The sequence below is a fragment of the Micromonospora sp. BQ11 genome (genome assembly GCF_052068135.1).
Taxonomy (GTDB): Bacteria; Actinomycetota; Actinomycetes; order Mycobacteriales; family Micromonosporaceae; genus Micromonospora.
In genome coordinates this window covers 22687-44552 of record NZ_JBQHDB010000019.1, presented here as the reverse complement: position 1 = coordinate 44552, position 21866 = coordinate 22687, and the positions used below count along the sequence as shown (strand labels likewise).

General features: G+C 68.2%; 26 protein-coding genes and 1 pseudogene. 17 read left to right on the top strand and 10 right to left on the bottom strand.

Going from position 1 to position 21866, the window contains the following annotated elements; genetic code table 11:
• Positions 1 to 2 precede the first annotated feature (2 nt).
• From ACTMSW_RS29150 to ACTMSW_RS29140, 3 genes are all read left to right on the top strand, one after another.
• Positions 3 to 608: a phage tail protein gene (locus ACTMSW_RS29150; RefSeq protein ID WP_441183945.1), complete on the top strand. Its 606-nt coding sequence runs from the start codon at positions 3 to 5 to the stop codon at positions 606 to 608.
• A gap of 10 nt (positions 609 to 618) precedes the next feature.
• Complete coding sequence (locus tag ACTMSW_RS29145; protein WP_441183944.1) at positions 619 to 1212, top strand: phage tail protein; 594 nt, start codon at positions 619 to 621, stop codon at positions 1210 to 1212.
• Between the two features lie 205 nt (positions 1213 to 1417).
• Complete coding sequence (locus tag ACTMSW_RS29140) at positions 1418 to 1921, top strand: cupin domain-containing protein (RefSeq protein WP_441183943.1); 504 nt, start codon at positions 1418 to 1420, stop codon at positions 1919 to 1921.
• A gap of 258 nt (positions 1922 to 2179) precedes the next feature.
• On the opposite strand, the pseudogene ACTMSW_RS29135 reads toward ACTMSW_RS29140, so the two are convergent.
• From ACTMSW_RS29135 to ACTMSW_RS29125, 3 genes and pseudogenes are all read right to left on the bottom strand, one after another.
• Positions 2180 to 2439: pseudogene (locus ACTMSW_RS29135) on the bottom strand (IS110 family transposase); the annotation flags it as partial.
• Positions 2440 to 2726: 287 nt separating this feature from the next.
• Positions 2727 to 3830, bottom strand: coding sequence for an MBL fold metallo-hydrolase (locus ACTMSW_RS29130; protein WP_441183942.1), 1104 nt, complete (start codon positions 3828 to 3830; stop codon positions 2727 to 2729).
• A gap of 99 nt (positions 3831 to 3929) precedes the next feature.
• Complete coding sequence (locus ACTMSW_RS29125) at positions 3930 to 4571, bottom strand: hydrolase (protein WP_441183940.1); 642 nt, start codon at positions 4569 to 4571, stop codon at positions 3930 to 3932.
• A gap of 469 nt (positions 4572 to 5040) precedes the next feature.
• Here ACTMSW_RS29125 and ACTMSW_RS29120 point away from each other — a divergent pair, with 469 nt between their 5' ends.
• Complete coding sequence (locus ACTMSW_RS29120; RefSeq protein ID WP_441183939.1) at positions 5041 to 5970, top strand: LysR family transcriptional regulator; 930 nt, start codon at positions 5041 to 5043, stop codon at positions 5968 to 5970.
• A gap of 323 nt (positions 5971 to 6293) precedes the next feature.
• Here ACTMSW_RS29120 and ACTMSW_RS29115 read toward each other — a convergent pair whose 3' ends face one another.
• Complete coding sequence (locus ACTMSW_RS29115; RefSeq protein ID WP_441183938.1) at positions 6294 to 6479, bottom strand: hypothetical protein; 186 nt, start codon at positions 6477 to 6479, stop codon at positions 6294 to 6296.
• A gap of 189 nt (positions 6480 to 6668) precedes the next feature.
• On the opposite strand from ACTMSW_RS29115, the gene ACTMSW_RS29110 reads away from it, so the two are divergent.
• The 6 genes from ACTMSW_RS29110 to ACTMSW_RS29085 all read left to right on the top strand — a co-directional run bounded on the left by ACTMSW_RS29110 (position 6669) and on the right by ACTMSW_RS29085 (position 9817).
• Complete coding sequence (locus tag ACTMSW_RS29110) at positions 6669 to 7148, top strand: MerR family transcriptional regulator (RefSeq protein WP_441183937.1); 480 nt, start codon at positions 6669 to 6671, stop codon at positions 7146 to 7148.
• A gap of 323 nt (positions 7149 to 7471) precedes the next feature.
• Complete coding sequence (locus ACTMSW_RS29105; RefSeq protein ID WP_441183936.1) at positions 7472 to 7780, top strand: GNAT family N-acetyltransferase; 309 nt, start codon at positions 7472 to 7474, stop codon at positions 7778 to 7780.
• Between the two features lie 31 nt (positions 7781 to 7811).
• The gene (locus tag ACTMSW_RS29100; RefSeq protein ID WP_441183935.1) at positions 7812 to 8234 is read left to right on the top strand and encodes a (4Fe-4S)-binding protein; all 423 of its coding nucleotides are present in this window, start codon (positions 7812 to 7814) and stop codon (positions 8232 to 8234) included.
• An 82-nt stretch (positions 8235 to 8316) separates the two neighbouring features.
• Positions 8317 to 8871: an NADPH-dependent F420 reductase gene (locus ACTMSW_RS29095; protein WP_441183934.1), complete on the top strand. Its 555-nt coding sequence runs from the start codon at positions 8317 to 8319 to the stop codon at positions 8869 to 8871.
• Positions 8872 to 9193: 322 nt separating this feature from the next.
• Positions 9194 to 9307 carry a nuclear transport factor 2 family protein gene (locus ACTMSW_RS29090; RefSeq protein WP_441183933.1) on the top strand — a complete coding sequence of 38 codons (114 nt, stop codon included), beginning with the start codon at positions 9194 to 9196 and terminating at the stop codon, positions 9305 to 9307.
• A 45-nt stretch (positions 9308 to 9352) separates the two neighbouring features.
• The gene (locus tag ACTMSW_RS29085) at positions 9353 to 9817 is read left to right on the top strand and encodes a MarR family winged helix-turn-helix transcriptional regulator (protein WP_441183932.1); all 465 of its coding nucleotides are present in this window, start codon (positions 9353 to 9355) and stop codon (positions 9815 to 9817) included.
• Positions 9818 to 10309: 492 nt separating this feature from the next.
• Here ACTMSW_RS29085 and ACTMSW_RS29080 read toward each other — a convergent pair whose 3' ends face one another.
• The 5 genes from ACTMSW_RS29080 to ACTMSW_RS29060 all read right to left on the bottom strand — a co-directional run bounded on the left by ACTMSW_RS29080 (position 10310) and on the right by ACTMSW_RS29060 (position 14191).
• Entirely contained in the window at positions 10310 to 11278 is a 969-nt protein-coding gene (locus ACTMSW_RS29080) for an extracellular catalytic domain type 1 short-chain-length polyhydroxyalkanoate depolymerase (protein WP_441183931.1), read from the bottom strand.
• A gap of 269 nt (positions 11279 to 11547) precedes the next feature.
• Positions 11548 to 12234 (bottom strand): GOLPH3/VPS74 family protein, encoded by a 687-nt coding sequence (locus ACTMSW_RS29075; RefSeq protein ID WP_441183930.1) that lies wholly within the window; start codon positions 12232 to 12234, stop codon positions 11548 to 11550.
• Positions 12231 to 12950 carry an ABC transporter permease gene (locus tag ACTMSW_RS29070; protein WP_441183929.1) on the bottom strand — a complete coding sequence of 240 codons (720 nt, stop codon included), beginning with the start codon at positions 12948 to 12950 and terminating at the stop codon, positions 12231 to 12233. The genes ACTMSW_RS29075 and ACTMSW_RS29070 overlap by 4 nt, the downstream gene beginning before the upstream one ends.
• Positions 12951 to 12976: 26 nt before the next feature.
• Positions 12977 to 13858: an ABC transporter ATP-binding protein gene (locus tag ACTMSW_RS29065; protein WP_441183928.1), complete on the bottom strand. Its 882-nt coding sequence runs from the start codon at positions 13856 to 13858 to the stop codon at positions 12977 to 12979.
• A gap of 261 nt (positions 13859 to 14119) precedes the next feature.
• A complete protein-coding gene (locus tag ACTMSW_RS29060; protein WP_441184032.1) occupies positions 14120 to 14191 on the bottom strand; it encodes a hypothetical protein in 72 nt (23 codons plus the stop codon).
• On the opposite strand from ACTMSW_RS29060, the gene ACTMSW_RS29055 reads away from it, so the two are divergent.
• The 4 genes from ACTMSW_RS29055 (at position 14166) to ACTMSW_RS29040 (ending at position 15755) form a co-directional block, all read left to right on the top strand.
• Positions 14166 to 14336, top strand: coding sequence for a hypothetical protein (locus ACTMSW_RS29055; RefSeq protein ID WP_441184037.1), 171 nt, complete (start codon positions 14166 to 14168; stop codon positions 14334 to 14336). The two genes, ACTMSW_RS29060 and ACTMSW_RS29055, sit on opposite strands and share 26 nt — an antisense overlap.
• Positions 14337 to 14488: 152 nt before the next feature.
• On the top strand, positions 14489 to 15190 hold the full coding sequence (locus ACTMSW_RS29050) for a hypothetical protein (RefSeq protein ID WP_441183927.1): 702 nt from the start codon (positions 14489 to 14491) through the stop codon (positions 15188 to 15190).
• Positions 15187 to 15534 carry a transcriptional regulator gene (locus ACTMSW_RS29045; RefSeq protein ID WP_441183926.1) on the top strand — a complete coding sequence of 116 codons (348 nt, stop codon included), beginning with the start codon at positions 15187 to 15189 and terminating at the stop codon, positions 15532 to 15534. Before ACTMSW_RS29050 ends, ACTMSW_RS29045 begins: the two co-directional genes overlap by 4 nt.
• Entirely contained in the window at positions 15531 to 15755 is a 225-nt protein-coding gene (locus ACTMSW_RS29040) for a hypothetical protein (RefSeq protein WP_441183925.1), read from the top strand. Before ACTMSW_RS29045 ends, ACTMSW_RS29040 begins: the two co-directional genes overlap by 4 nt.
• Before the next feature lie 376 nt (positions 15756 to 16131).
• Here ACTMSW_RS29040 and ACTMSW_RS29035 read toward each other — a convergent pair whose 3' ends face one another.
• A complete protein-coding gene (locus ACTMSW_RS29035; protein ID WP_441183924.1) occupies positions 16132 to 17721 on the bottom strand; it encodes a KAP family P-loop NTPase fold protein in 1590 nt (529 codons plus the stop codon).
• Positions 17722 to 18119: 398 nt separating this feature from the next.
• On the opposite strand from ACTMSW_RS29035, the gene ACTMSW_RS29030 reads away from it, so the two are divergent.
• Genes ACTMSW_RS29030 through ACTMSW_RS29020 form a run of 3 tightly spaced genes read left to right on the top strand, consistent with a single transcriptional unit; the run spans position 18120 to position 21005 of the window.
• Positions 18120 to 18839, top strand: a complete 720-nt coding sequence (locus ACTMSW_RS29030) for a putative PEP-binding protein (RefSeq protein ID WP_441183923.1) — start codon at positions 18120 to 18122, stop codon at positions 18837 to 18839.
• A complete protein-coding gene (aroA, locus tag ACTMSW_RS29025) occupies positions 18809 to 20119 on the top strand; it encodes a 3-phosphoshikimate 1-carboxyvinyltransferase (protein WP_441183922.1) in 1311 nt (436 codons plus the stop codon). The genes ACTMSW_RS29030 and aroA overlap by 31 nt, the downstream gene beginning before the upstream one ends.
• Positions 20112 to 21005, top strand: coding sequence for an MBL fold metallo-hydrolase (locus ACTMSW_RS29020; RefSeq protein WP_441183921.1), 894 nt, complete (start codon positions 20112 to 20114; stop codon positions 21003 to 21005). Before aroA ends, ACTMSW_RS29020 begins: the two co-directional genes overlap by 8 nt.
• The last annotated feature ends 861 nt before the right edge of the window (positions 21006 to 21866 follow it).

Here is a 21866-nt window from a genome sequence, read left to right as displayed (position 1 = left end):
GTATGACAACCAGTTCACGAACAGAACCGGCCGGGGTGATCGGCGTCGCCGGTGTGCTCGTCGGTACCGTCGTCGGCTACGGCGCCGTCGTCTCCGGCAACGATCCCGCCCCAGAGGGGTGGCTGCTGTGCGACGGCAGCGCCGTGTCCCGCAGCACGTACGCCTGCCTCTACAGCGTCCTCGGCGACATCCACGGCAGCGGGGACGGCACCAGCACCTTCAACCTGCCCGACTACCGGGGCCGGTTCCAGCGCGGCGTCGACGACGGCAGCGGCCGCGACCCCGACGCCGGCAACCGCACCCCGGCGAACCCCGGAGGGCTCAGCGGCGACCGGGTCGGCTCGGTCCAACCGAGGGCCACCGGCCTACCAGCCGGCGACTCCTTCGCCACCGACCACAGCCAGGACCACCACCACTGGGTGCCGAACCTGCCGGACGACAACTCCCACCCCTGGGCCGCCGGATCGCATTACGCCGGGTGGAACGACGGCAGCCGCAACACCAGCAACAACGGTTGGCACACCCATGGGCTCAGCGGCGGCGACCAGGACAGCTGCCCGGTGAACCTCTACCAGAACTACCTGATCTTTTACGGCACCCGTTCGTGAGGAGCACCAGATGAGCGAACAGGACATGCCCGTCGTGCCGACCGGCCACTTCGTCATCGGGACCGTGCTGGCCTACGGCGCCGGCAACCCACTCGACCAGTACGGGCTTGAGGAGCAGGGGTGGATGTACTGCGACGGGCGGCTGATCGGCCGGGCCGACTACCCTGATCTCTTCGCGGTGATCGGCACTCTGCACGGCGGTGGGGACGGCACGACCACGTTCAACCTGCCCGACTACCGCGGCTACCTGCTGCGCGGTGTCGACGACGGCGCGGGGCGCGACCCGGACGCCGGCAACCGGAGCGAGCCGGCACCCGGCGGTGCCGCCGGTGACCGTTGCGGCTCCACGCAGAAACACGCCACCGGCCGGCCCCGACAGGCGTTCACCCTGGACAGCGACGGCGACCACAGCCACGAGGTCTACGGCGTGCCCCAGGACAAGTCGTCCACTCCCATCGCCGGCTCAGACCGCACCATCTGGAACGACGACGGCGGGAACACCGGCTCTGCCGGCTCACACCAGCACGTCATCACCTCCGGCGGGGACGCAGAGACACGTCCCGACAACGCTTACGTCAACTTCGTCATCCGCTACCGCACGTGACAGACATGCGCGTGGGATGCGGCAGGTGAGTACGTGTCGGCGTGTGGGGGCTGAGAACGCGGCGTGGGTGGTGGGTGGTCCGCGTCGCTGTTCAAGACGTTGTGAGGGCCGCCCGCGCAGGCGTCAGGATTCGCGGGCGGACAACCAGCGTCGCGTTCCCGGAATGTGCTGGCCGACGGCCGTCGGGATGCGGTAAGCACGTCGCATGACGACATGGGAGCCGCCGCCGTTGACCGTGGTGCAGCCGGGCGGCGGGCGCGTGGGCGAACTCGGCGACATCGGCGTGCACTTCAAGCTGTGGGGTGAGGACACCGGCGGCGCGCTGGCAATCGTCGAGCATCCGTTCCCGGTCGGCGCTCTGGTGGCGCCGCACCTGCACACCCGGGAGGACGAGTACTCGATCGTCACCGAGGGCGAGATCGGCTTCCGCTCGGGCGACCGGGAGGTGGTGCTCGGGCCCGGCGGCTACATCACCAAGCCGCGCGGTGAGCTGCACGCGATGTGGAACGCCGGCGCGGTACCCGCCCGGATGATCGAGATCATCAGCCCGGCCGGCTTCGAGCACTTCTTCCGCGAGGTGGCGGAGCTGATCGCGGCCGGGCCGGCGGCGGCCGGGCAGGGCGGCGACCTCGCGGAGCGCTACGGCCTGCAGTTCGGCGAGCCGGAGTGGCTGCCGGGCATCGTCGAACGGTTCGGGCTGACTACCTAGGCGGGTACGACGCTTGAAGCCGCCAGGTCACCGGTGCCGCGCGTCGCCAAGTCGTAGGCCTACCCCTCCGTGGGGGCGGCCACGAGTGTCGTTGGCCAGCGCACCGCTCCGAACGGTGACCGGTGCAGGATGCGGGACGCGCTTTGTCTCCGGCACATGAGTTCGGTGCCGGCTACGGCACTGTCGGGAATCGCGGTCCTTCCGTCGTCGCCAGCCTCGTCGTCGTGAGTTGCAGCGGCGGCGTTTGGACGTTGCGTGGACCGCCTTGTGGTGGACCTTGGGGCCGAGGACTCGTTCCAGCGCGGGATGGATCTGCGTCAGCAAGCCACGGATCCGGTTGGACACGCGGGCGGCTTCGCCAGCGAAGTCGTCGTCAAAGCCCGCGAGGACCTCCAGTTCGGCCAGGGCCTCATCGCTTACGTCGACCGGGCACAGCGTGGGGGCAGAGTGCGGGCCTCGGTATTCGGCAACGCCGCGTCGTGCAGCCTCTGTTCACCAGACCCGCCTCGACGCATCGCTCCGTGGCCTCGGCCGCCGGTGCAGGCGTCGGACTGCCGGCAGCCACGTTCCGAAGAGACCTACCCCGACACGAGTGGCCGTGTTCCTATCGGCGCTCCGCCGATGCCACCCGACCCGGCGACAACACCCCCGGATCATGCCTACGACAGGGGCAGCACCGCGAGTTCAGCCGCGATGAGGACGATCAGGGCGAGCGGGAACGCGGCGGCGGGCAGTAGAAGAGTAGCCAGCCCGGTCGGCGTAGCCACCGACCGGGCCGTCATCGCTCCCCGGCGCCAGCCCGCGGTCAGGGCCGGATACTGAATGGGCCGAGCAGGCCCACGTCGATACGCAGGTACTCCAGCATCGCGAACGCGTTGTCGGGGGTGAACACGTCAACCGCGCCGAGTCTTCCGGCGTACTTGTCGATCACCGGGCGCGCGGCCTGGGTCGCTGCTTCGTTGAGGTAGGCCTTGAAGACGGCCCACGCGTTGCCCTGTGGGCCGTACTCGTCGAAGAACGGCGTCGGATCGAGGGTGAGCAGGGTTTCGCGAGCGCTGTGTTCCAGGTCAGTGATGTAGTGCTGCTGCAGCTGTCCGTCGGCGCGGGTGCCGAGCCGGCCCAGGTGGCCGCCGACGAACGTGGTCCAGGGCTCGCTCATGATGACGTCGTGCGTCTGTTTCCAACCGGCGATGTCCTGCGATACGCCGAGGTTCTTGAAGGGCACCCACCCTGGGTACAGCACGTCGACCGCCATCAGCGTGGACTGCGCGGGCGCGTGGATGAGGATGTTGTCCGGGGAGTGGTTCGGCCCGTGGTACGACAGGACCAGCCGTTCACCGCCGACCCGCAGCACGAACCGGTCCTCGAAGGTGATGGTCGGCAGCGGTCGGTTCGGGTCGCCGGCCTCGCGCAGCAGACGGCGTGTCTCCGCGTGCGCGATCCGCTCGACCTTGGGCCCGAACAGGCCCGCGGCGCCGATGTGGTCGGCGTGCGAATGCGAGTACACCAGGTGCGTGACACGGCTCGGCCGTCCTGCCGGCCGGGTGACCGAGTCGATCGCCCGCTGCAGGTTGCCGCCGATCGTGGGCGGTGCGTCGACGAGCACGACTCCGTCCCGGGTGGTCAGGAACATCGCCTGGTAGAAGCCGTCGGTCACCCAGTGCAGGTCGCCCTTGATCCGGCCGACGTAGTAGCCGTCGGCATTGAGCGGCGGCCCGGCGGAGCCTGCCGGGATGGGCAGATAGGCGGGAAGCCCGGCTTCGGCAGCGCTCGCAGCACCCGGGATCAGCAGCCCGGCAGCCGGGGCAGCGGCCATCGCCGCCAACAGAGCCCGGCGGCTCGGCCGGCGCGTTTCGACATTCACAGCGAAACTCCTTCCGACGCGGCGACTGATGCCGCCCAGCGTCATCAACAAATTCCGGGAACCAAAGCCTCAGGCTTTGCCCGTGCGACAAACGTTTGAGGGGTGGCGAGAAGATGTGCGATCGCCGTCTCCGTCAGGCGTCGTTCATGTCGCGCTCGATTCCATGGCCTTCTCCGGGTTGAAGCCGTCGGAGCTTTCGAAGACGCCCATGAAGCCGGGGATGGTCGCCTCGCGCGTCCAGTCGCGCTGGAGTTCGCAGTACACCTGGACGCGGCTGCTCAGCTTGGCGCCCGCCTGTTCCATACGACGTAGCGCCGCCTCGTGCGCCGCGACCGACGTGCCACCTACGGCGTCGACGGGGACATAGACGTCATAGCCTTCCTGAATGGCGTCGAGCGCGGGGAAGGCCAGGCACACCTCGGTCCACAGTGCGGTCATGATGAGCTTGCGGCGTCCGAGCGCCTTGACCGCCTGCTTGAATTCGACGTCTTCCCAGGCGTTGACCGTAGTCCGGTCGTAGGTCGGCAGGTGTCCGATGATGTCCTGCAGTTCCTGGATCGGCGGCTTGTTGCGGCCAGTCTCGACGTTGACCGTCGAGTGGATGATCGGAAGGTTGTAGTTGAGCGCCGCCTTGGTGGTGCTCACAATGTTGAAGACCAGTTCCTCACGCGGCATCGAACGAATTGAAGAGACCTGGACCGGCTGAAAATCGATGATGATGAGGGCCGAGTTCTCGGGCGTAAGAAGATGGTCGGTCTGGGGATTGCGGATCATTTCGCTGGTCATGGGCGTGCTCCTTTTCGAGTGGAATGGAATTCAGCTCAGGCGGGATGACTTCCGGCGAAGTGGCCGAAATAGCTGCTGCAGGGCAGCTCGACGCGCTCACCGGCTGCAAGCAGGAAACAGCAGGCTTGGTTTCAGATGGCGGAGCGACGATCATCGGTCCGTCGGCGCCGCGGAAGTCGTCGGTCCGTACGCGAAGTGCTCGATGCGGCGCAGGGTGGGCTTGATGTGCAGGGGAATGCGGTCTCACCGCCTAGGTGAGGGGCACTTCCGCGATGATCAGCGCGTACGGGACCTTGATCAAGGCTGTCACGGAACGTCTCTCTTCAGGGTATGGAGCGGGGTGCGACGGGGGTGCTGACCCACCCCGGCGAGCGCACCGGAACGGCGTTCGTGGCGTGAAAACGAGACTAGGTGCATCCCGCCGCAGGTGTCCAAGACCCGTTTGACCATGGTTCGATAGGCTCTGCCTATGGATGTAAGCCCTCGCCTCCTGCACTACTTCGTGGCCGTGGCCGAAGAGCTGCACTTCGGCCGTGCAGCCACGCGCCTGCACGTCTCGCAGCCGTCGCTGAGTCAGCAGATCCGCAAACTTGAGCAATCCCTCGGAACTGCGCTGTTCATCCGTTCCAGCCGCCGAGTGCAGCTCACCGCCGCAGGCCGGACATTGGCACTCGAGGCGCCGGTCGCGCTCAGCGCGCTGGCCCGCGCCCTGGAACTGACCCGCCTCGTTGGATCGGGGACGGAGACGACTGTTCGTTTGGGCTACACCCCGGTCTCCAGTTTCGAGACGCTGTCCACGCTCTTGAATGCCCTCCAGGCGGACCACCCCACATTCACGTTCATACCTACCGAGGCGTTCAGCGCCGAGATCCCCGAGCTTCTGAACAACGGGGAGCTGGACCTCGGCCTGGCGCTGTCGCCGCCGCACCGTGAGGGAGTCGGCAGCGAAGTCCTCCGCGAAGAGCCGGTGTCAGCGCTATTCAGCGCACACCACCGCCTAGCTGCCGCGCCGATCATCCCTTTGAGGCTCCTGCAGGAGGAGACACTGCTGCTCTTCCCTCGCCAGCTTGCGCCCGCGTACTACGACGACATCGTCGCCGCCTGCCAGGAAGCGGGCTTCCCGCCTGACATCCGCGCCTTCGACAAGCCACCCGTAAGCGCATGGCTCGCCCGCCTCTCCAGCGGCCATGAGGTCGGGTTGGCCCCGTCGGCATTCGCAGAACACGCAGCACGAGCCGGCACCGAAATCGTTCGGCGGGATGTGGTCGAACCGTCCATTATGGCCAAGCTTTCGTTGACGTGGGCTTCGAACGATCCGTCGCCGGCCATGGCGAGCGTCCTGGCCTCCGCCCGGCAGTGTGCTGAACGCAATGGTTGGCTCCGAAGCAACAGTCAGTAGCGTGAGCGCGATCCCGCGGAAGTCCTCGGAGCGGTCTCGCTCGGCCCGATCGCATCACTGTGCCTAGTACGGCAGCCGCCGTTTGCGATCTTGCTGGTGAATCGGGGTGGACGCGAGGCGGCTACCGCGTGATCGTCTGTGCGTTGTGGACACGACATCAGATCTTGCGGTGGGCCGGGATTATCGCGGTGATGGACGCGATCGCCGCGCGTCTCGGCCGGCTGGACGTGTTGGTCAACTGCGCGGGTCTGGCCCTGCCCGGCATGGTCGAGAGCCTCGACGGGGGACTACCACGCCATGATGAGCGTGAACGTCGGCGGGGTCTACTTCACCTCCCGAGCCGCCCTGCCGCACCTGCGGGCCGTCCGCGCACCATCAGGAGCAGCGGAGCGGCCCGACTCCCCAGGCGCGCCGAGCCGCAGGTCGAAGAGGGCGAGCAGCCCCATGGCCACCAGTCCGGCGGCCTGGGCCAGGCGTACCCACCAGCGTCGAAGATCCGGCGTGCTCATGGTGACCCAGCGTAGCCAGTTGGGCGGAGATGGCGGATCGGCCAAAAGGCAGACCCGGCGGCGGGGATACCCGGCCGCGGGCCGATGCGCCCACCCGCCGGTGCCGGCGACGCTCTCCAAGTCACAGCGCAGCCCCTGGGGGATCCGGCCGGCTGATCCGCCTGCCCACTCCGACGAAAGGAAACCGACGTGGCCTGGAGCACCCGCGAACTGGCCGAGCTCGCCGGCACGACAGTGAACACGGTCCGGCACTACCACCGGCTCGGCCTGCTCGAGCACCCGCAGCGCCGGCCGAGCGGATACAAGGAGTACGGCGCGGACCATCTCATCTGTCTCCTGCATATCCGGCGGCTCGTGGAGCTGGGCGTACCCCTCTCGCAGATTGTCGCTCTGGGGCCGGACGACGCGCTCGGCCCGGAGGTGCTGCGACAGGTAGACGCCGGCCACCTGGCGGAGATCGAGCGCCTCCAGAAGGCGCGTTCCGACATCGCCGTCATCCTGCGTGGAGGAACGTGCGACGCCTCGCTCACCCACGTCGTCGATCCGGGCCGCGAGCGGAAGAAGGCCCGGCGTGCCGTGCCGGGCCGACACCGCGGTAAGGACCTTTCCCGTACGCCGGAGGCGATTCCTGCTTCTCCGACATCTGGCTTCAGCGCATCGCGGACATGAAAGCGCATCCTCGACCAACTCGACGGGGCACCGCAGCGTGGCCGCCGCCGGACACTCCTGGGGCGGGCACACCGTTCAGTCGATCCTCGGCGCGCGGATCATCGAGGCGTACGGGACGCGGCATGATCTTCAAGCCCACCGTGCTGGCGGCGAACCCGGGCCAGGGGCTGCACGGGGGTGCGCGCGTGACCTATCTCGCAGAGGCTTGCGGAAACGCGCCCTTGAGTTGAGAGTTCAAGTCAGGAGTGAGTCGCACCGCCTGAGCAGGAAGGACATGTCATGACCAGGCAATTGACAGGTCGCGAAAGGTTCATGGAGGACACATGGCAGTGACAGTGAGTGACGTTCCCGAAGCCAAGCAGTACGAGGCCCGGGTCGAGGGAGAGTCGAAGGTCGCGGGCGTCGCGCAGTACATCCGTACCGCGGAACTCGTCGCGTTCGTACACACCGAGGTTTCGCCGGAGTACGAGGGCAGGGGAGTCGGGGCGGCACTGGCCCGCACCGCCCTCGACGAGGCTCGCGCCGCGAACCTGCTGGTCCTGGCCACCTGCCCGTTCATCGCGGGGTGGATCGCCCGGCACCCCGAGTATCAGGACCTGGTGTACCAGTCCCGCAGCAGAGTCAGCGACTGAGCAGCCGGGGATGGCAGCGACGGAGGCCGGTATGAGCAGCGGAACCGAGAAGAAGGCGTACGAGGGCCAGAAGATCACCGTGACCTTCGAGGCCAGGCGCTGTTTGCACGCCGCCGAGTGCGTCCGCGGCTTGCCGGAGGTCTTCGACACGGGTCAGCGTCCGTGGATTCGGCCCGACGGTGCCAAGGCCGAGCGCTTGGCCGAAGTGGTGCGGCGCTGCCCGTCGGGGGCGCTGCAGTACGAACTCGTGGACGGCGGGGTCGAGACCCCGGACCGGCCCACGCAGATTGTGCGCAACTCCTTCGGACAGTTGGTCGTGCGCGGCGAGTTGAGCGTGGACACGCCGGAAGGCCCGCGCGCCGAGAGCAGGGTCGTCCTGTGTGCTTGCGGGCAGAGCCGGCTTCAGCCGTACTGCGACCACTCAGGGCCCTGCGGTCAGACACCGCGGGGCTGACCCACCACCCTCACCCGTAGGTGCGCCGGAAGAGCAAGACCCGAAGACGTTCCAACGCGCATCAGCCTGGCATGGAGAGCGAATGAACATCACCGTGATCGGACGGGGCAACATAGGTGGCGGGCTGGCCGACCTCTGGGAACGTGCGGGGCATCAGGTGAGGCGGCTCGGGCGTGGAGGAGGCGACGTCGGCGCCTCGGAAGCGGTGCTGCTCGCCGTCCCGGGAACCGCCGTGCAGGTGGCACTGTCGTCCGTCGTCGGGCTCGAGGGCAAGACGGTGCTCGACGCCACGAACCTTTATGGCGGTGCCCGGCCTCCGGCCGGGTTCTCCTCGAATGCCGAGTATGTCAAGTCTGTGACGGGCGGGCCGACGGCGAAGGCGTTCAACACCAACTTCGCCTCTCTCTTCGGGCAGATCGCCGATGCCCGTGCACGGCCGAGCAACCTGTGGTCCGGTGACGGCGAAGCCCAAAGCCTTGTCGAGCAACTCAGTCTCGACGCCGGGTACGAAGCGGTCCGTCTGGGCGGGCTGAGCATGGCCTCAACCCAGGAAGGTCTTGCCGGCACTCTTATCGCAATCGCCCAGTCGGGGCTCGGCCAGTTCGTCTACCGGATGGCATCCCCCGAACAGCTCTGATTCTCAACTTCGCCTGCGCGATCCGGCGATGACAGTGACCGCAGTGACAGCTACCACGCCGGTGGCGGCGTCGGCGACCTCAGCTATCCGGCTCATCCGATTCACGCCGCACCGTGTCGACATCCACTAGACGCGGTCCGGCACCAGAAAGAATGTATGGCTTTATGGGCTCCAACAACGCCGGCTCGACGACATTGCGCATCCGTCCACGGGTATGGCTCGGCCTCGTGGCTTTCGCGGCAACGCAGGGTCTTGACGAAGGCCAGGAACTCGCGCCAGCATGTGCGGTCACGGATGCGGTGATGCATCTTCCCGGTGGCCAGTGGCCATCGTCGACATCTTCCGGCTGGAAGACGGACGCATCGTGGAACACTGGGACGTCGTCCAAGACATCGTCGCCCCCGAAGCCTCCGCCAACGGCAACCCCATGGTGTAGCCATGCAGGTCGACATGCCGATGCGTCGACGCAAAGATATGCACCGTGACGGTGCGACGTGACGACGACCTCAACCGGGCCGCAGTATGGCACGACTTCGTGCTGGCGGCCCATCTCCTCGAGGCCGCGCTGGAACGACAATCCCAGCGTGACGGGAACATCTCGCACGGGCACTTCAAGTTGCTGGTCCTGCTTAGCGCCGCGGAGAACCAGACGCTGGGCCTGAAAGCGCTCGCCGACATGCTGCGCTTCTCGCCCAGCCGCGTCAGCCACACGCTGAACGTCCTGGAACGCCAAGGTCTGGTCACCCGCAGTCGTGTACCAACGGGACGACGTGCCTACGAGGCCACCCTGACCCCGCAAGGTCGGCTGCTCGTGGTGCGGGTGCTACGCGCGCAACGCACAGAAATTCGAGACGCCCTTTTCGATAGCCTGGGCCCAGCTGATACCGCCGCCCTCGGCAAAATCAGCGCGCGCGTCATTGAAGCGCTCGACCAGGCAGGCACCTAGTACAGATACCGCAGGGCGGTCTGCGGTCAGTGCTATCCAGTTGCTCTCAGGCGGGTGTGCCGGAGTGGAACGAGAAGAGCCGGGCTGCGGTGGTGAGTCTGACGGAGCGTCTTTCGACATGGTCGAGGCCCGTTCTCACTGCGCATAGTGGTGCTCAATGCGCAAGTGCTCATCCGGAACGCAGTAACCGGACACGTCCTGGCCTACGAACACGCCACCCGCTGTCGGGAGTGAGGTGCGTGGGGATGGCCGAGCCGGTGAGGGCGCGGCGGTTCAGTGATGAGGAGGGCCGCCGGTTGCAGCAGCTCGTGCGGCGGGGCAAGCACGAGTCGATCCGGTCCGGTGCCCGACGGCGGCGGACAGGGCTGCGAGAGCGGCGATTCGACCAACCGCGCGCCGGTGATCCGGCCGAAGATGACGTACCCGAAGTCGGGCCGGCCAGCCGGGGAAGAGCGCTGGCCCGCCGGTGATGCCGGCGCCCCAGTGGGCCCGTCACGTCATCGCATGGCGCTCGGCGAATTCCCACACGATTTCGCTGGCGTCGGGGCCCGCATGATCGGTGTAGCGGCCGTCGCCGTCGGGGCCCGGCCAGGAGTGCCCCATGTCCTGGACGCGGTACGACTCGACGATCGACGTGCCGTCCGGCGCGGTGATCGTCGTGTGCGTGTACCCGTGGCGGCCCGCGGCGGCCGGCACGGACACGGTTTCCTCGGTCGGGTGGAGGCTGTCGTTGGGCAGCCCGTCGTCGACGAGGTCGCTCACCGCGGTCCAGTGTTCGACGAGTCGGGTGGCGACCAGGGGCGGCACGACCTCGTCCTGCTCGCCCTGGATGACGAGCAGCGGCACCCGCCGGGCGCGATCGCCCATCTGCGCCCAGGCCTGGCGTGCCGTGTCCAGCGGTGACGTTGCGTCCGGGTCGTTGGGGTCGACCTGGTTGAGTCCGTATTCGCCGCCGGCGACTGAGGTCGCCGTGGCGAAGACGTCGGGGTGAGTCGCGGCGAGGATGACCGCGGTTCCTGCGCCCGACGAGGCTCCCGCCACGTGCACCTGATCCGGATCCGCGTCGTACTTCTCGACCACCTGGCGGGCGACGCCGGCGAGCAGCGCGGGTTCGCCGGTGTTGCGGTGCTGCTCGCGGGGGTCGGTGGAGTTCCAGCAGGCGATCAGGTTGCGGGAGATCAGTTGCGTGGGGTAGACGACGATGAAGCCTTCTCGGTCGGCCAGGCGGTTGAACTGCGTCGTGGATTTCATGGAGTTCCATCCGTAGCCGGTCATTGCGCAGCCGTGGATGGCCATGACGACCGGCAGTCGGGCAGTACCGTCGTGCTGTGGTGGAAGGTGGACCTGGTAGCGCTGCGAACCGGCGTCGCCTTCGTAGACGTGGTTGCGGTCGCCCTCGCCCATCTGCCAGGGCAGGCCGAGTTGAAGGGCGGCGACGCCGAGGCTGACGGCGGCCACCACGGCGGCGAGAGTGCCGGAGACGATCCGGAGCCACCGCCGCCGCGGAGGATGGGTGCGCTCGATGTCAGCATGCGCGGGAGGCGGGGAGGTCACACGGGCCTCCTTTCAAGTACGGAGTCTGCGTCAGACGGACGTCGTCGCGGTGCGACTCTGGTGGGTGTAGGCCAGGTAGGCGAGGTCGTCGTCGCCGCCGGCGTAGTAGGTGCCCTAATGGGCGACCGGCAGCGGAAGGTCCGTCCGGAACCGCTCGACGAGGGCTCACCCACGCCCTAGCTTCGAGGAAGCACGGTGAGGGCCACGATGGTGCTGTTGACGACCGTGGCCGTCACGGTGCGGGTCACGGCTTCCGCCGCGGCGTTGGCGCCCCAGTCGCCTCGCTCGAGTTCCTTGGCTCGGCTGATCACCGGTGACGTCCAGGGGATCTCGCGGTGGAACTGCGGGAGCGTCCCGCTCGCCGAGAGCAGTGCCGCGAGCGCGGCGACGCGGGTCTGTGGCCGCGCGCCCTCCACGAGAACCTGCCGGACGTCGGCGAGGAGACGCTCCCGGCGTCCGGTCTCACCCTCCCGGAGGGCCGTCGTACGGAACAGGCCGAGCACCTTGTGTGGCTCCTGGTCGATGTCGCCCCGTTCGATGAGCCTCTCCAGCACCGGCTCGCGCAGGGCGGGGCCGATCGCCGCGAGTGCGGTCTGCACGCCCCTCGGCTTTCCGGAGAGGTAGTCCCACGCCGGGCGCAGGAGGTCGTCCGACGGTGGGTGACCCTCCACGCTCCTGACCCGACTGCCGTCCACAGTGGTCACGTGTTCGCCGAGAGCGAGGTCCGCGAGGACGGCTCCGCCGAGGACGTAGAACAGCGTGTTCTCCCCCGCGATGGTCCCGGACCCGGGTTGGAACAGGAGCAGCAGGAGATCTTCCACCAGCGTCGGTGAGTCTGCATGCCTGCCGGGCTCGATGGTCATCGGCGGGGCTCCCAGCGGAAGAGTCGGGTGGCGAGGTTGACGGCGATGGCGACCCAGGCCAGCGTCGGTGCGAGTAGGAGCAGGGAGTCGGTCACGGCGACGCCGCCGTTCCAGGCGTTCACGGTCAACTGGGTGGCCGCGCCGCCGGGCAGCAGCCGCTTGAGCCAGGCGAGGTCCTCGGTGCCGGTGATGCCCACCCAAGTGGCCACGGCGATCACGCCGAGGCTGACGGGCAGGGTGGTGACCTGGGCGTGTTCGGGTGAGTTCGTCAGCCCGGCGGTGGCCAGGGCCAGGCCGATCATCATGGCCAGGGTCGCGATGGTCGCCACCACGAGCAGGGCGACGTTGGCCGGCTTGCCGGCGACCACGGCCAGGGCGGTCAGGATCGCGGCCACCTGCACCGCGGCGAGGACGACGACGGGCAGCAGCAGGCCGGCGATGATGCGGGCGTCGCTTGCGGCGGTGGAGCGCAGCCGCTTGAGGAAGAGGTTCTGGCGTCGGGAGGCCAGGGTGGTCACGGCGGTGGCGTAGAGCCCGAATGCCGCCACGGTGAACATCACGACCGCGGCGATGTAGCCGAGGCTGCCGATGGCGGCGAAGGTCTCGTGCTGGCGGATGAAGAACACGCAGACCGCGACCGGCATGATGAGGCTGGTGATCAGCACCAGCCGGTTGCGGAAGATCTGGATCAGCTCGCTGGAAGCGATGGACAACACGGCGACACTCCTGTCGGGATGACGGGTCAGTTGCTGATGGCGCGGAACACGTCGTCGAGCCGGGTCGGCCCGGCCTCCAGGCCCTGCAGCTCGACGGCGTGGTCCTGGGCCCACCGGAGCAGGATGTGCAGGTCCTTCTGCAGGTCGAAGGTCTCGACCACGACCTTCCCGTCAGCGTTGACCGCGGCCTGCAACGGCAGCGTCGGCGCCGCTGCCGGGAGGGAGAAGCGGATGACCGACGGCAGGGTGCGGGTCAGCTCGGAGACGGTGCCCTCGCGGTGGAGGGTGCCCTGGTGCATCAGCCCGATGCGGTCAGCGCGCTGTTGCGCCTCCTCCAGGTAGTGGGTGGTGAGCACGATGGTGGCGCCGTTCTCGCGCAGCCGGTCCACCGTCGCCCAGACGGCGTCGCGGGACTGGATGTCCAGACCGGTGGTCGGCTCGTCCAGGAAGATCAGCTCCGGGGTGCCGTAGACGGCGGTGGCGAAGTCCAGACGCCGTTTCTCCCCGCCGGACAGCTGCGACACCCGCCGACCGGCTCGGCCGGTGAGGTCGACAACGTCGAGCACCCGGTCGACGTCGTCGGTACGTCCGCTGAGCCGGCCGATCAGACCGACGGACTCCCGCACCGTGAGATCCGGGGAGAACCCGCTCTCCTGGAGCATGACGCCCATCCGGGGACGGACGGCACGCCGGTCGCCCGGGCTGTGCCCGAAGACCCGCACACTGCCGGAGGTCGGCTTGCGGTGTCCCTCGATGACCTCCAGGGTCGAGGTCTTCCCGGCCCCGTTGGTGCCGAGCAGCGCGTACAGCTCCCCGGGCCGCACCTCGAAGGAGAGGTCCTTCACGGCGTGGAAGTCACCGTAGGTGAGGTTCAGCCGGTCGACGGCGATGACTGGTGTGGTGGACATACACCAATGACAGCGCGAAAGCGGCCGACCCGTCAGTGGCGCAGTGTCACGACCGCATGTGACGTGGTGTCACTGGTTGCGGTCGGTGCCTGCCGGATACTGGGGGAGTGACCGCAGAGTCGCCGGCGGGTGTCGGGGGCGTACGCCAGCTACCTCAAGCCGGACACCCCTCACGACTTCGCCTGGGCCCTGGGGCCGAGCCGGAGACGAACCCGTCGGCGCCGCTCGCCTCACAGGCATGCCGAGCGGCGCCCCGCAGGCTCACAGCTGATTCACGCCGCCGTCGATGTAGATGTTCGAACCTACGATGAAGCTGCTCTCCGGGGAGGCCAGGAAGGCGACAGCGCTCGCGACCTCCTCGGGGCGGGCCCGTCCGGCCGATCGGCACCATGACGGCCAGGGCCGCCTTGACGGCCTCGTGATCCTGTCCGGCCGCCACATTCAGCCCAAGTCGCGGGATCTTCCTGCAGCGTTCTGACAGGTGCGAGCCCGGGCCACCGATTGCCAACCGGCGCCGTGACGGCCAGCCGCCCCGGCGCTGAGCATGTCGTCCTCATTCACCGTCGTACAGAAAGACCACCACGCAGCGATGCACTAGCGCCGAGAGGTTTGTTATGGAAACCTGTTGGCATGACGACAGAATCGATACCTGCCGGTGATGACCCCCGCCGGTTGCTGTCCGACGTGCGCACCCTCGCCCATCGCGTACGTCTCGACCAACGGATGACCTGGGCGGCACTGCTGGTGCTGGCCGCGGTGACGCTCATCGGGATCCCGTTCGACTGGTTCGGCATGAGGGTGCGGTGCGACCCCTCCGGGGCGTGCACGTTTGCCCGCCGCGGCGTGCTGTACTACTGGCCGCCGGCGCTGCTCGTGGCGTACGCGGCGATCGCCTTCTGGTATGTGCGGGCCGCCCGGGCGCGGGGGCTGGGCTCGCGCGTGCTGTCGTACGTGATCAGCGGCGGCGTCACGACCGTGCTGTTCACCGCCGCCTGGGGGGCCGCGGCGCTGTACTTCCCGAGCCACCCCGCACCCGACGGCCCTCTGCCGTACTGGTGGCTGGTGCTGGACCGGCTGTTCTCACCCTGGGGCATGCTCGGGATCGCGCTGCTGGTGCTGGCCCGGTTGGAGCGCAACGTCGCGTTGCTGTTGTTCACCGTCGGCTACCTGGTGACGGTGCTGTTCATCCTGCCGACGAACGAGGGCTGGGGACCGCCACACTGGGGACTCCGCGTGCAGTTTGCCCTGCCGCAGGTCGCCGTCGGGCTGCTGCTCCTGCTGGGCGCGGCCGGCTTCGCGGCGGCCGGACGACGGCGCCGGGGACGGCCGTGACCCCCACCCCGGACCCCGATACCACCCACCCCGCCCTCGGGCTGGACGACGTGGTGCACCAGCGGGTCCGCCTCGGCATCCTCACCATCGCCCACGAAGCGCGCCGCGTTGAGTTCGGCTACCTGCGCACTCAGTTGGACCTGACCGCCGGGAACCTCTCCAAACACCTGAGCGTGCTGGAGGGCAGCGGCCTGATCGAGGTGGAGAAGGGCTACGAGGGACGGCGCGGCCGAACCTGGATCACGCTCACCCCCGCCGGCACCGCCGCACTGGCCGACGAGATCCGCCGGCTGAAGTTGCTCATCACACGAGTCGAATCCACTACCGCCTCGGAGGACCGATGACCATCTCGCTGACCCGCCGACACCTCCTCACCGCCGCGTTCGCCGCCGGGGTCGCCGTGCACGGCTGGTCGAAGGGTGCGACCGCAGCCGCCCTTGTCATGAACGCCGACCCGCGGGTGCGGGCCGGACTCAGCCTCGACGGCCCGATGCTGTCCCAGCCGCCCGCCGTCGACCTCGACCGGCCATACGTCATGGCAGTGGCCAGCTCGCGGTGTTTGTGATCTGTGATCTGTGATCTGTGATCTGTACAAGCTTGCACCACCCCTTCCGGAACCGCAGGACGTGCGCGAAAGCGCGTCGACTGAATCCCCGTTCGGCCGGCGAACGCTGACGCTCGTCGGCCGTCACGATGGACGGATATCGCCATCTATCGATTAATGCGCTGGAGGACTGGCGTGCGTGAAGTCGGGGAGCGGACAGCACATCTAGGTCCTCCCGGCGTAGGAGAAGATCTCACCGATGCGGGCGTCGGTGGCGAGCACTGAGGCCGATGACGGCGGGCATGTCTCCGGTGTCCTGAGGTTCAAGCCTGCCAGGGATGGGTTGCTGCAAGTCGCGGATTGCCGTACGAAAGGCGTAGAGGCGCGGCGGGGACCGCTACGCCCGGTCCAGGTAGGCGCCGCAGGACGGGCAGAAGTGCTGGTCGCCCAGGTTCGCCGCGTGACCGCACATGGGACAGACGAGTGGCTGCGTCTGGGCATCGCCGGTGGCTTGTGGTGATGGCGTGGTGGCGGCGGACGGTTCAACTGGTGTCGGCGCTCCGGCCGTGGCCGCCGGTCGCGCTGCGGGTTGCGCGGTGGTCGGACGGAGTTGGGTGCGAGCCCGTTCGAGCAGGTTCTGGCGTTGGTCCGGGGTGCCGAGGCTCCAGGCGAGCGAGAAGAGGTCGGGGTCTAGGGACAGGTTTATGACCATGCGAGGGAGATGGCGTTCCAGGCGGTTGAGCGCGGTGGCGGCGTCCTCGTCGGGCTTGGGTGGGGCAACGCCGCTGGTCTGGAACAGCCAGGTGACCTGCTCCTCGTCGGGTGGTTGGCCGGCGGTGACGGCGGCTCGGTAGCGCCCGAGTTCGACGAGTTGGCCAAGCACGTCGCGTTCCGGTTCGCGCAAGATGATCCGGAACAGGTCCGGGAAGTACATGCGCAGCAACAGCATCTTGATGTGTTCGTCCGGGCGTAGCCGGACGCTGGTGGCGTCCAGTTGGCGCGAGAGCACGAAGGTGTTGAGGAAGCGTTTGAGTCGGCGCAGGTTGCGGTCGGTCCGGTCGACGATCAGGTTGATCTCGGGGACGCCGAGGATGTCCGCGACGCCGCAGTGCCGAGCACAGGCCAGAGCCATCTCCCGGGTCTGCGTCGGGTCGGGCAGCGGTATGACGTGATCGACCTGGATGATCTTTTCGAGGTAGGTGCGGCTGCGTACGCCGGCTGACGCGCCGCGTGCTCGGGACAGCGCGTCGACGACCACGGCGTGGTCATAGCCGATCACGAAGATCAGTCCGGGCGCGTCCAGGTACAGCCGGATCGCGTCGAGTACCTGAACGATGTTGTCGGGCGAACAACGGTCCAGGTCGTCGATGAACACGACGAGCATGCGGCGTTCGTCTAGTGGCCTGTCTTGCTCCGCCCAGTCTGCGAGGGCACCGCGTAGTTCCTTACTGACCTCGTTGCGTTGGGCCGCGTCGACGTTGAATCGGGCCCACAGGTCGTCGGCGAACCGGCGCAGCCCCAACAGGGAACCGACGATGAGGATGGGGGCGAGGATCCAGGACGAGCGCCGGGTCCTGTGCAGCAGGCGGCGCAGCACGCTGGGATCCAGTTCCTGCAACACGGAGCGGATCAGCGCGGTCAACGCGCTGGAGCCCTCCGCGGTCCAGGCGTTGAACCAGGCCACGCGGGTCCGGCCGCGCTGCCTGGCGGTGCGGTCCTCTATCTCGCGCCGGATCATGTGCATCAAGCTGCTCTTGCCGGTGCCCCAGCCGCCCTGGATGCCGATGGTGAATGGGGTGGCTGCCCGAGCGCCAAGGATGATCTCGGCCATCCGGCGTGCGGTGCCGGCGAAATCGAGGACGTCGGCGTCCGGCTCCACCGGATGGTCGCTGAGCAGTTGCCACGCCGGCTGCTCGGTGGCGACCGACTGGCCCGCCTCCTCTGTCCACGGCACGTACACCGGCAGGGTGCCGCCGGGAGCGAGCACCCGGGCGTGGGTGATGCCACCGCCGAACTCCCCGCGTACGTCGAACACCACCTCGTGCGGGACCACCCGCGGCCCGGGTGCGGGAACGCCCAGCGGCACCGGGGTGACGGTGAAGGTGAGGGTCGCGTCCGAGGACGGGTATATCGCCACCGACGCCGTCGATGGAGACACACTCGCGACGGTCGGCCGGGGCGTGATCTCGAAACTGTCCACAATCGTGCTGCGGTTCAGCACCCGCACCTCAACCCGGTACGGCGCTGTCGGACTGGTGGCTAGTATCCGCAAGGTCACCGTCGGGGGCACCGACCCCGGTTCGGCGGCCTCCGCTGGAGACGGCGTCGGTGCGGTCATCGGTGGGCCCACCGTGCCGTGTCTCGTCGCATGGACGGCGCCTCCTGGTGGTCTCGTCTCTGCGGCTGGCGGTGCGGTCAACCATAGAAGACGGTGTCACCCCGGAGGGCGCAACTAGCTGGTGCTGGGTTCTCGCGTCGTGGCGCACGTTTGCGATGCCGCTGGTGGCAACCTATGCGGAGTTGACGGAAACCGTGGCGATTGCGGGTCGCAGCGGAGTCACCTTCGCAGCGACTCCCGAGGACCTCACTCGGCCGGGATTCGGGTGGGAGGTCGAGACTCCGGCGGCGTGCCTGTGTACTGGACTCTGGAGCGACCATCTGGAGCGAGAGTACGGAATTGTCCCGGCGTTGTGTGGGATCGGCACCAACGACCTCACTCAGTTCACTCTGGCACGTCCACGCCGTAAGCCGGTTCGCCTGGTCAAGGCACGTCATGAGGCGCACCCAGCGGTCCTGGCGCTGCTGGGCAAGTTGGCCGAGGACTGCACCGGCCGAGGGATCAGCGCCGTCCTGTCTGGGGCCGCCGGCGAGGACCCCGGATACCGGGCGTTCGCGCGGCAGCTCGGCTTCCTGGTGTCTTGCCCGATACCCGCGTTGATGACCGCAGCTGATGATCGGCTGACGCCGGTGCTGACGCAGGCGGTGATGGCGGATCGGCTCGTCGACGCGTACGGCGTGGCCGACGCTATCGGGGGGAATGAGGCCCTGATGCGCGTGACTAATCTGGTGGTGCCATGTCGGCCGAGTTGGGAGAGCCCTGCATGATCTCTGCGCCTCGCACGGTAATTGCGCGCGTCCCCGGCTCGAAGTCGATCATGGCCAGAGCGTTGCTCATCGCCGCTTTGGCCCAGGGGACCACCCGCCTTGTGGCCCCGCTGGCTGCTGCCGACACGGTGGCTTTCGCGGAGGCGCTCCGCAGCCTCGGTTTTTCGGTGACCCGCGAGCCCGACGTGTGGTCCGTGACCGGTGATCCGGCCGGCCCGCCCGCCACGGAGGCAACGGTGTGGTGTAACGACTCGGGCACGGCGGCAAGGTTCGTGCCGGCCCTGACAGCGTTGGGGCTGGGGCGCTATGTGATCGATGCCAGCGCGCAGATGCGTGCCCGCCCCATGGGACCCCTCTTGACGGCGTTGCGGGGCCTCGGTGTACGAGTCGACGCCAGTTCGGGGGACAGCCTGCCGTGGGTCGTGCGCGGCTCACGCGTCGCTGGCGGAACGATCGAGGTGGATGCAGGCGTCTCCAGCCAGTACCTGTCAGCGCTGTGCCTGTCGGCGCCGGCGATGCGAAACGGCCTCAAGGTGCAGGCACTCAATCCGGTTTCGGCGCCCTACGTTCATCTCACGTTGACGATGATGCGACAGTTCGGGGTCGAGTCCAGTTGGCAGGATTCCACGATCACTATTCCGCCGGCCACCTACCGGGCTCAGGAGTATCGGATCGAGCCGGACGCGTCGACCGCGTCGTACTTCTTTGCCGCAGCCGCCGTCACGGGGAATGCCGTGACCGTGCCGGGCCTCGGCCGACGGTCGAGTCAGGGCGATCTCCGGTTCGCTACGGAGGTTCTGCCGAGGATGGGTTGCCGGGTTGACGTCGATGACAACAGCGTCACCGTCACCGGCCCGGCCCGGCTGCTTTCACCGGGCACCGTGGCCATGCGCGACATCAGTGACACCATGATGACCCTGGCGGCCATCGCCCCGTTTGCCGATGCGCCGACCCGCATCACCGATGTGGCGAACTGCCGAGTCAAGGAGTCGGATCGCATCGACGCGATCACCACCGCGCTCACTGCCTGCGGCGTATCCACCCGCTCGGGTCCGGACTGGCTCGAGATCGACCCGGGAACCCCGACGGGAGCGCTGGTGGAGACTCGCTCGGATCACCGTATCGCGATGAGCATGAGCGTGGTCGGCCTGCGCACACCGGGAATCGAGTTCGACGAACCGTCTTGCGTCGACAAGACGTTCCCGCAGTTCCATGAGGAATTCGCCGCCCTGGCTGACGGTTGGGACATGCCACTCGACGGGAAAAAGAACAGTGTCTGAGACCGAAGCGGCGACCCGACTCGCTCCCGGCGTGGTGATGGCCCGCTGTCCCAAACCGCAGAGCCACACCGGCATGGTGACGATGGTGGCGATCGACGCTGGAGCCGAGGGCGTGCTTCTCCTGGACAGCGGAATGTCCGAGTACATGCCGGCGGCACTAAGCCCCGCGCTTGCCGTGCTCGGCAAGGACGTGCGGGACGTAACCGCGGTGTGCAGCACCCACGGGCATCGGGACCATACGGGCGGCAGCCCGGCGATCCGCGAGGTCAGTGGTGCGCCTTCCTACTTCTCCGTGTACGACAGTGACCTCGCCGGCTTCGCGCCCGACGTGCCGGTGTCCGCGGGCGACCGGATCACCCGGGGCGATGTCACCCTCGAAGTGGTCGGGACGCCGGGGCACACTCCCGGCAGCGTCTGCTTCTACGAACCGGTCCGACGACTGCTGATCGCTGGCGACGGCGTGCAAGGCACGGGCTCCGCCCGGAAACTTCCGGTCTATTACGGCTCCGGCCGCCAGTACAGGGCCAGCCTCCGCCGCCTTCTGGAACTGCAGATAGACCTGATGGTGGTCGGTCATCCGCTGGAATGGCAGGGGGACCGCACCAGCGTGTATCGGGGAGCCGACTGTCGAGGGCTCCTCACCGCCAGCCTGCGAGCTTCGGAGGCGATCGCGGAAGTGATCGCGGCGGTGCGACAGTCGTCGGCCACGTTCGACCTCGTGGCGGCTCGGCCGGCGATCCTGAGCCGGCTGGCGGCCTCACCGGCCCTGGCGCTCGTCGACCCCGGTGAGCCCGTCGAGGAGGACACCGACGCGACGCTCCTCAGCGAGTTGAGGGACTTGACGCGCCCCGACAACCCTGACCCGATCGATGTTCGGAATGGTTGAGGTAGCTAGCGCTATTGTGGCCCGAGTTGGCCGGCGTCGGCAGTTGTCACCAACAACTCCTCGATACTGCGGGTGACCTCCTCCGCGCGCTCCCGTCGGCCGCGCCGCGGTCCCGCCGACAATCGGAGGACACCTGCGGGTGCGGCGGCCCAGGTTCGGATCCGTGCCCCTTGGCTGCGGTCTTCGCGCCGGCCCGGTCGGTGAGGGTGGGCTCGCCGCCCGAGCACGCGGTGACTGCTCGACCGCTACACCGCGCCGCAGCCCCACGGGGTGCCGGATCCTGATCCAGTCGCCCGCATACCGCCCTCCAGCAGAAGGCGCCGGCCGCCACACGCGACACCGCACTCGGTTGCCGAACCGCCGGTACGGCGCCGCACCGGCTTCCAGCGGGCCACAACGAGGAAAAGCCCAGCGTGGTGGGCGGTGAAAACCGTGCGTGACGCAGTCCTCCGCGCCCCGGGACACGGGGCTACACGGGAGTGTGTAGGCAAACGTGTAGGGGCCTCCTCTACGTTCTTCGGCATGTGGGACGCGTCGCGAGCACCATCCGAGGACGCCGACGCGCCATGAATTGAGGGGGATCATTGTTGTCGAAGCGGGTACTGAAGCGAATCACGGGCGTAGCGGCGTCAACTCTGTTGGCGGGAACGGTCGTCGTCGGCACGGCCCAGCCGGCCCAGGCAGCCGCGTGGGACTGTCCGTCGGGCAGCAACCCGTCCGTGTGGGACCCGAGTCTGATCAGCACGCCCGTGCCGGCCGTCTACCTCTCGGGCAGGAAGGTCGAGCTTCGCTATCACAGTGGGGCACGCTGCGCCTGGGGACGTATCTCGAACGGCCAGCCTCGCGACCAGATCTGGGTTG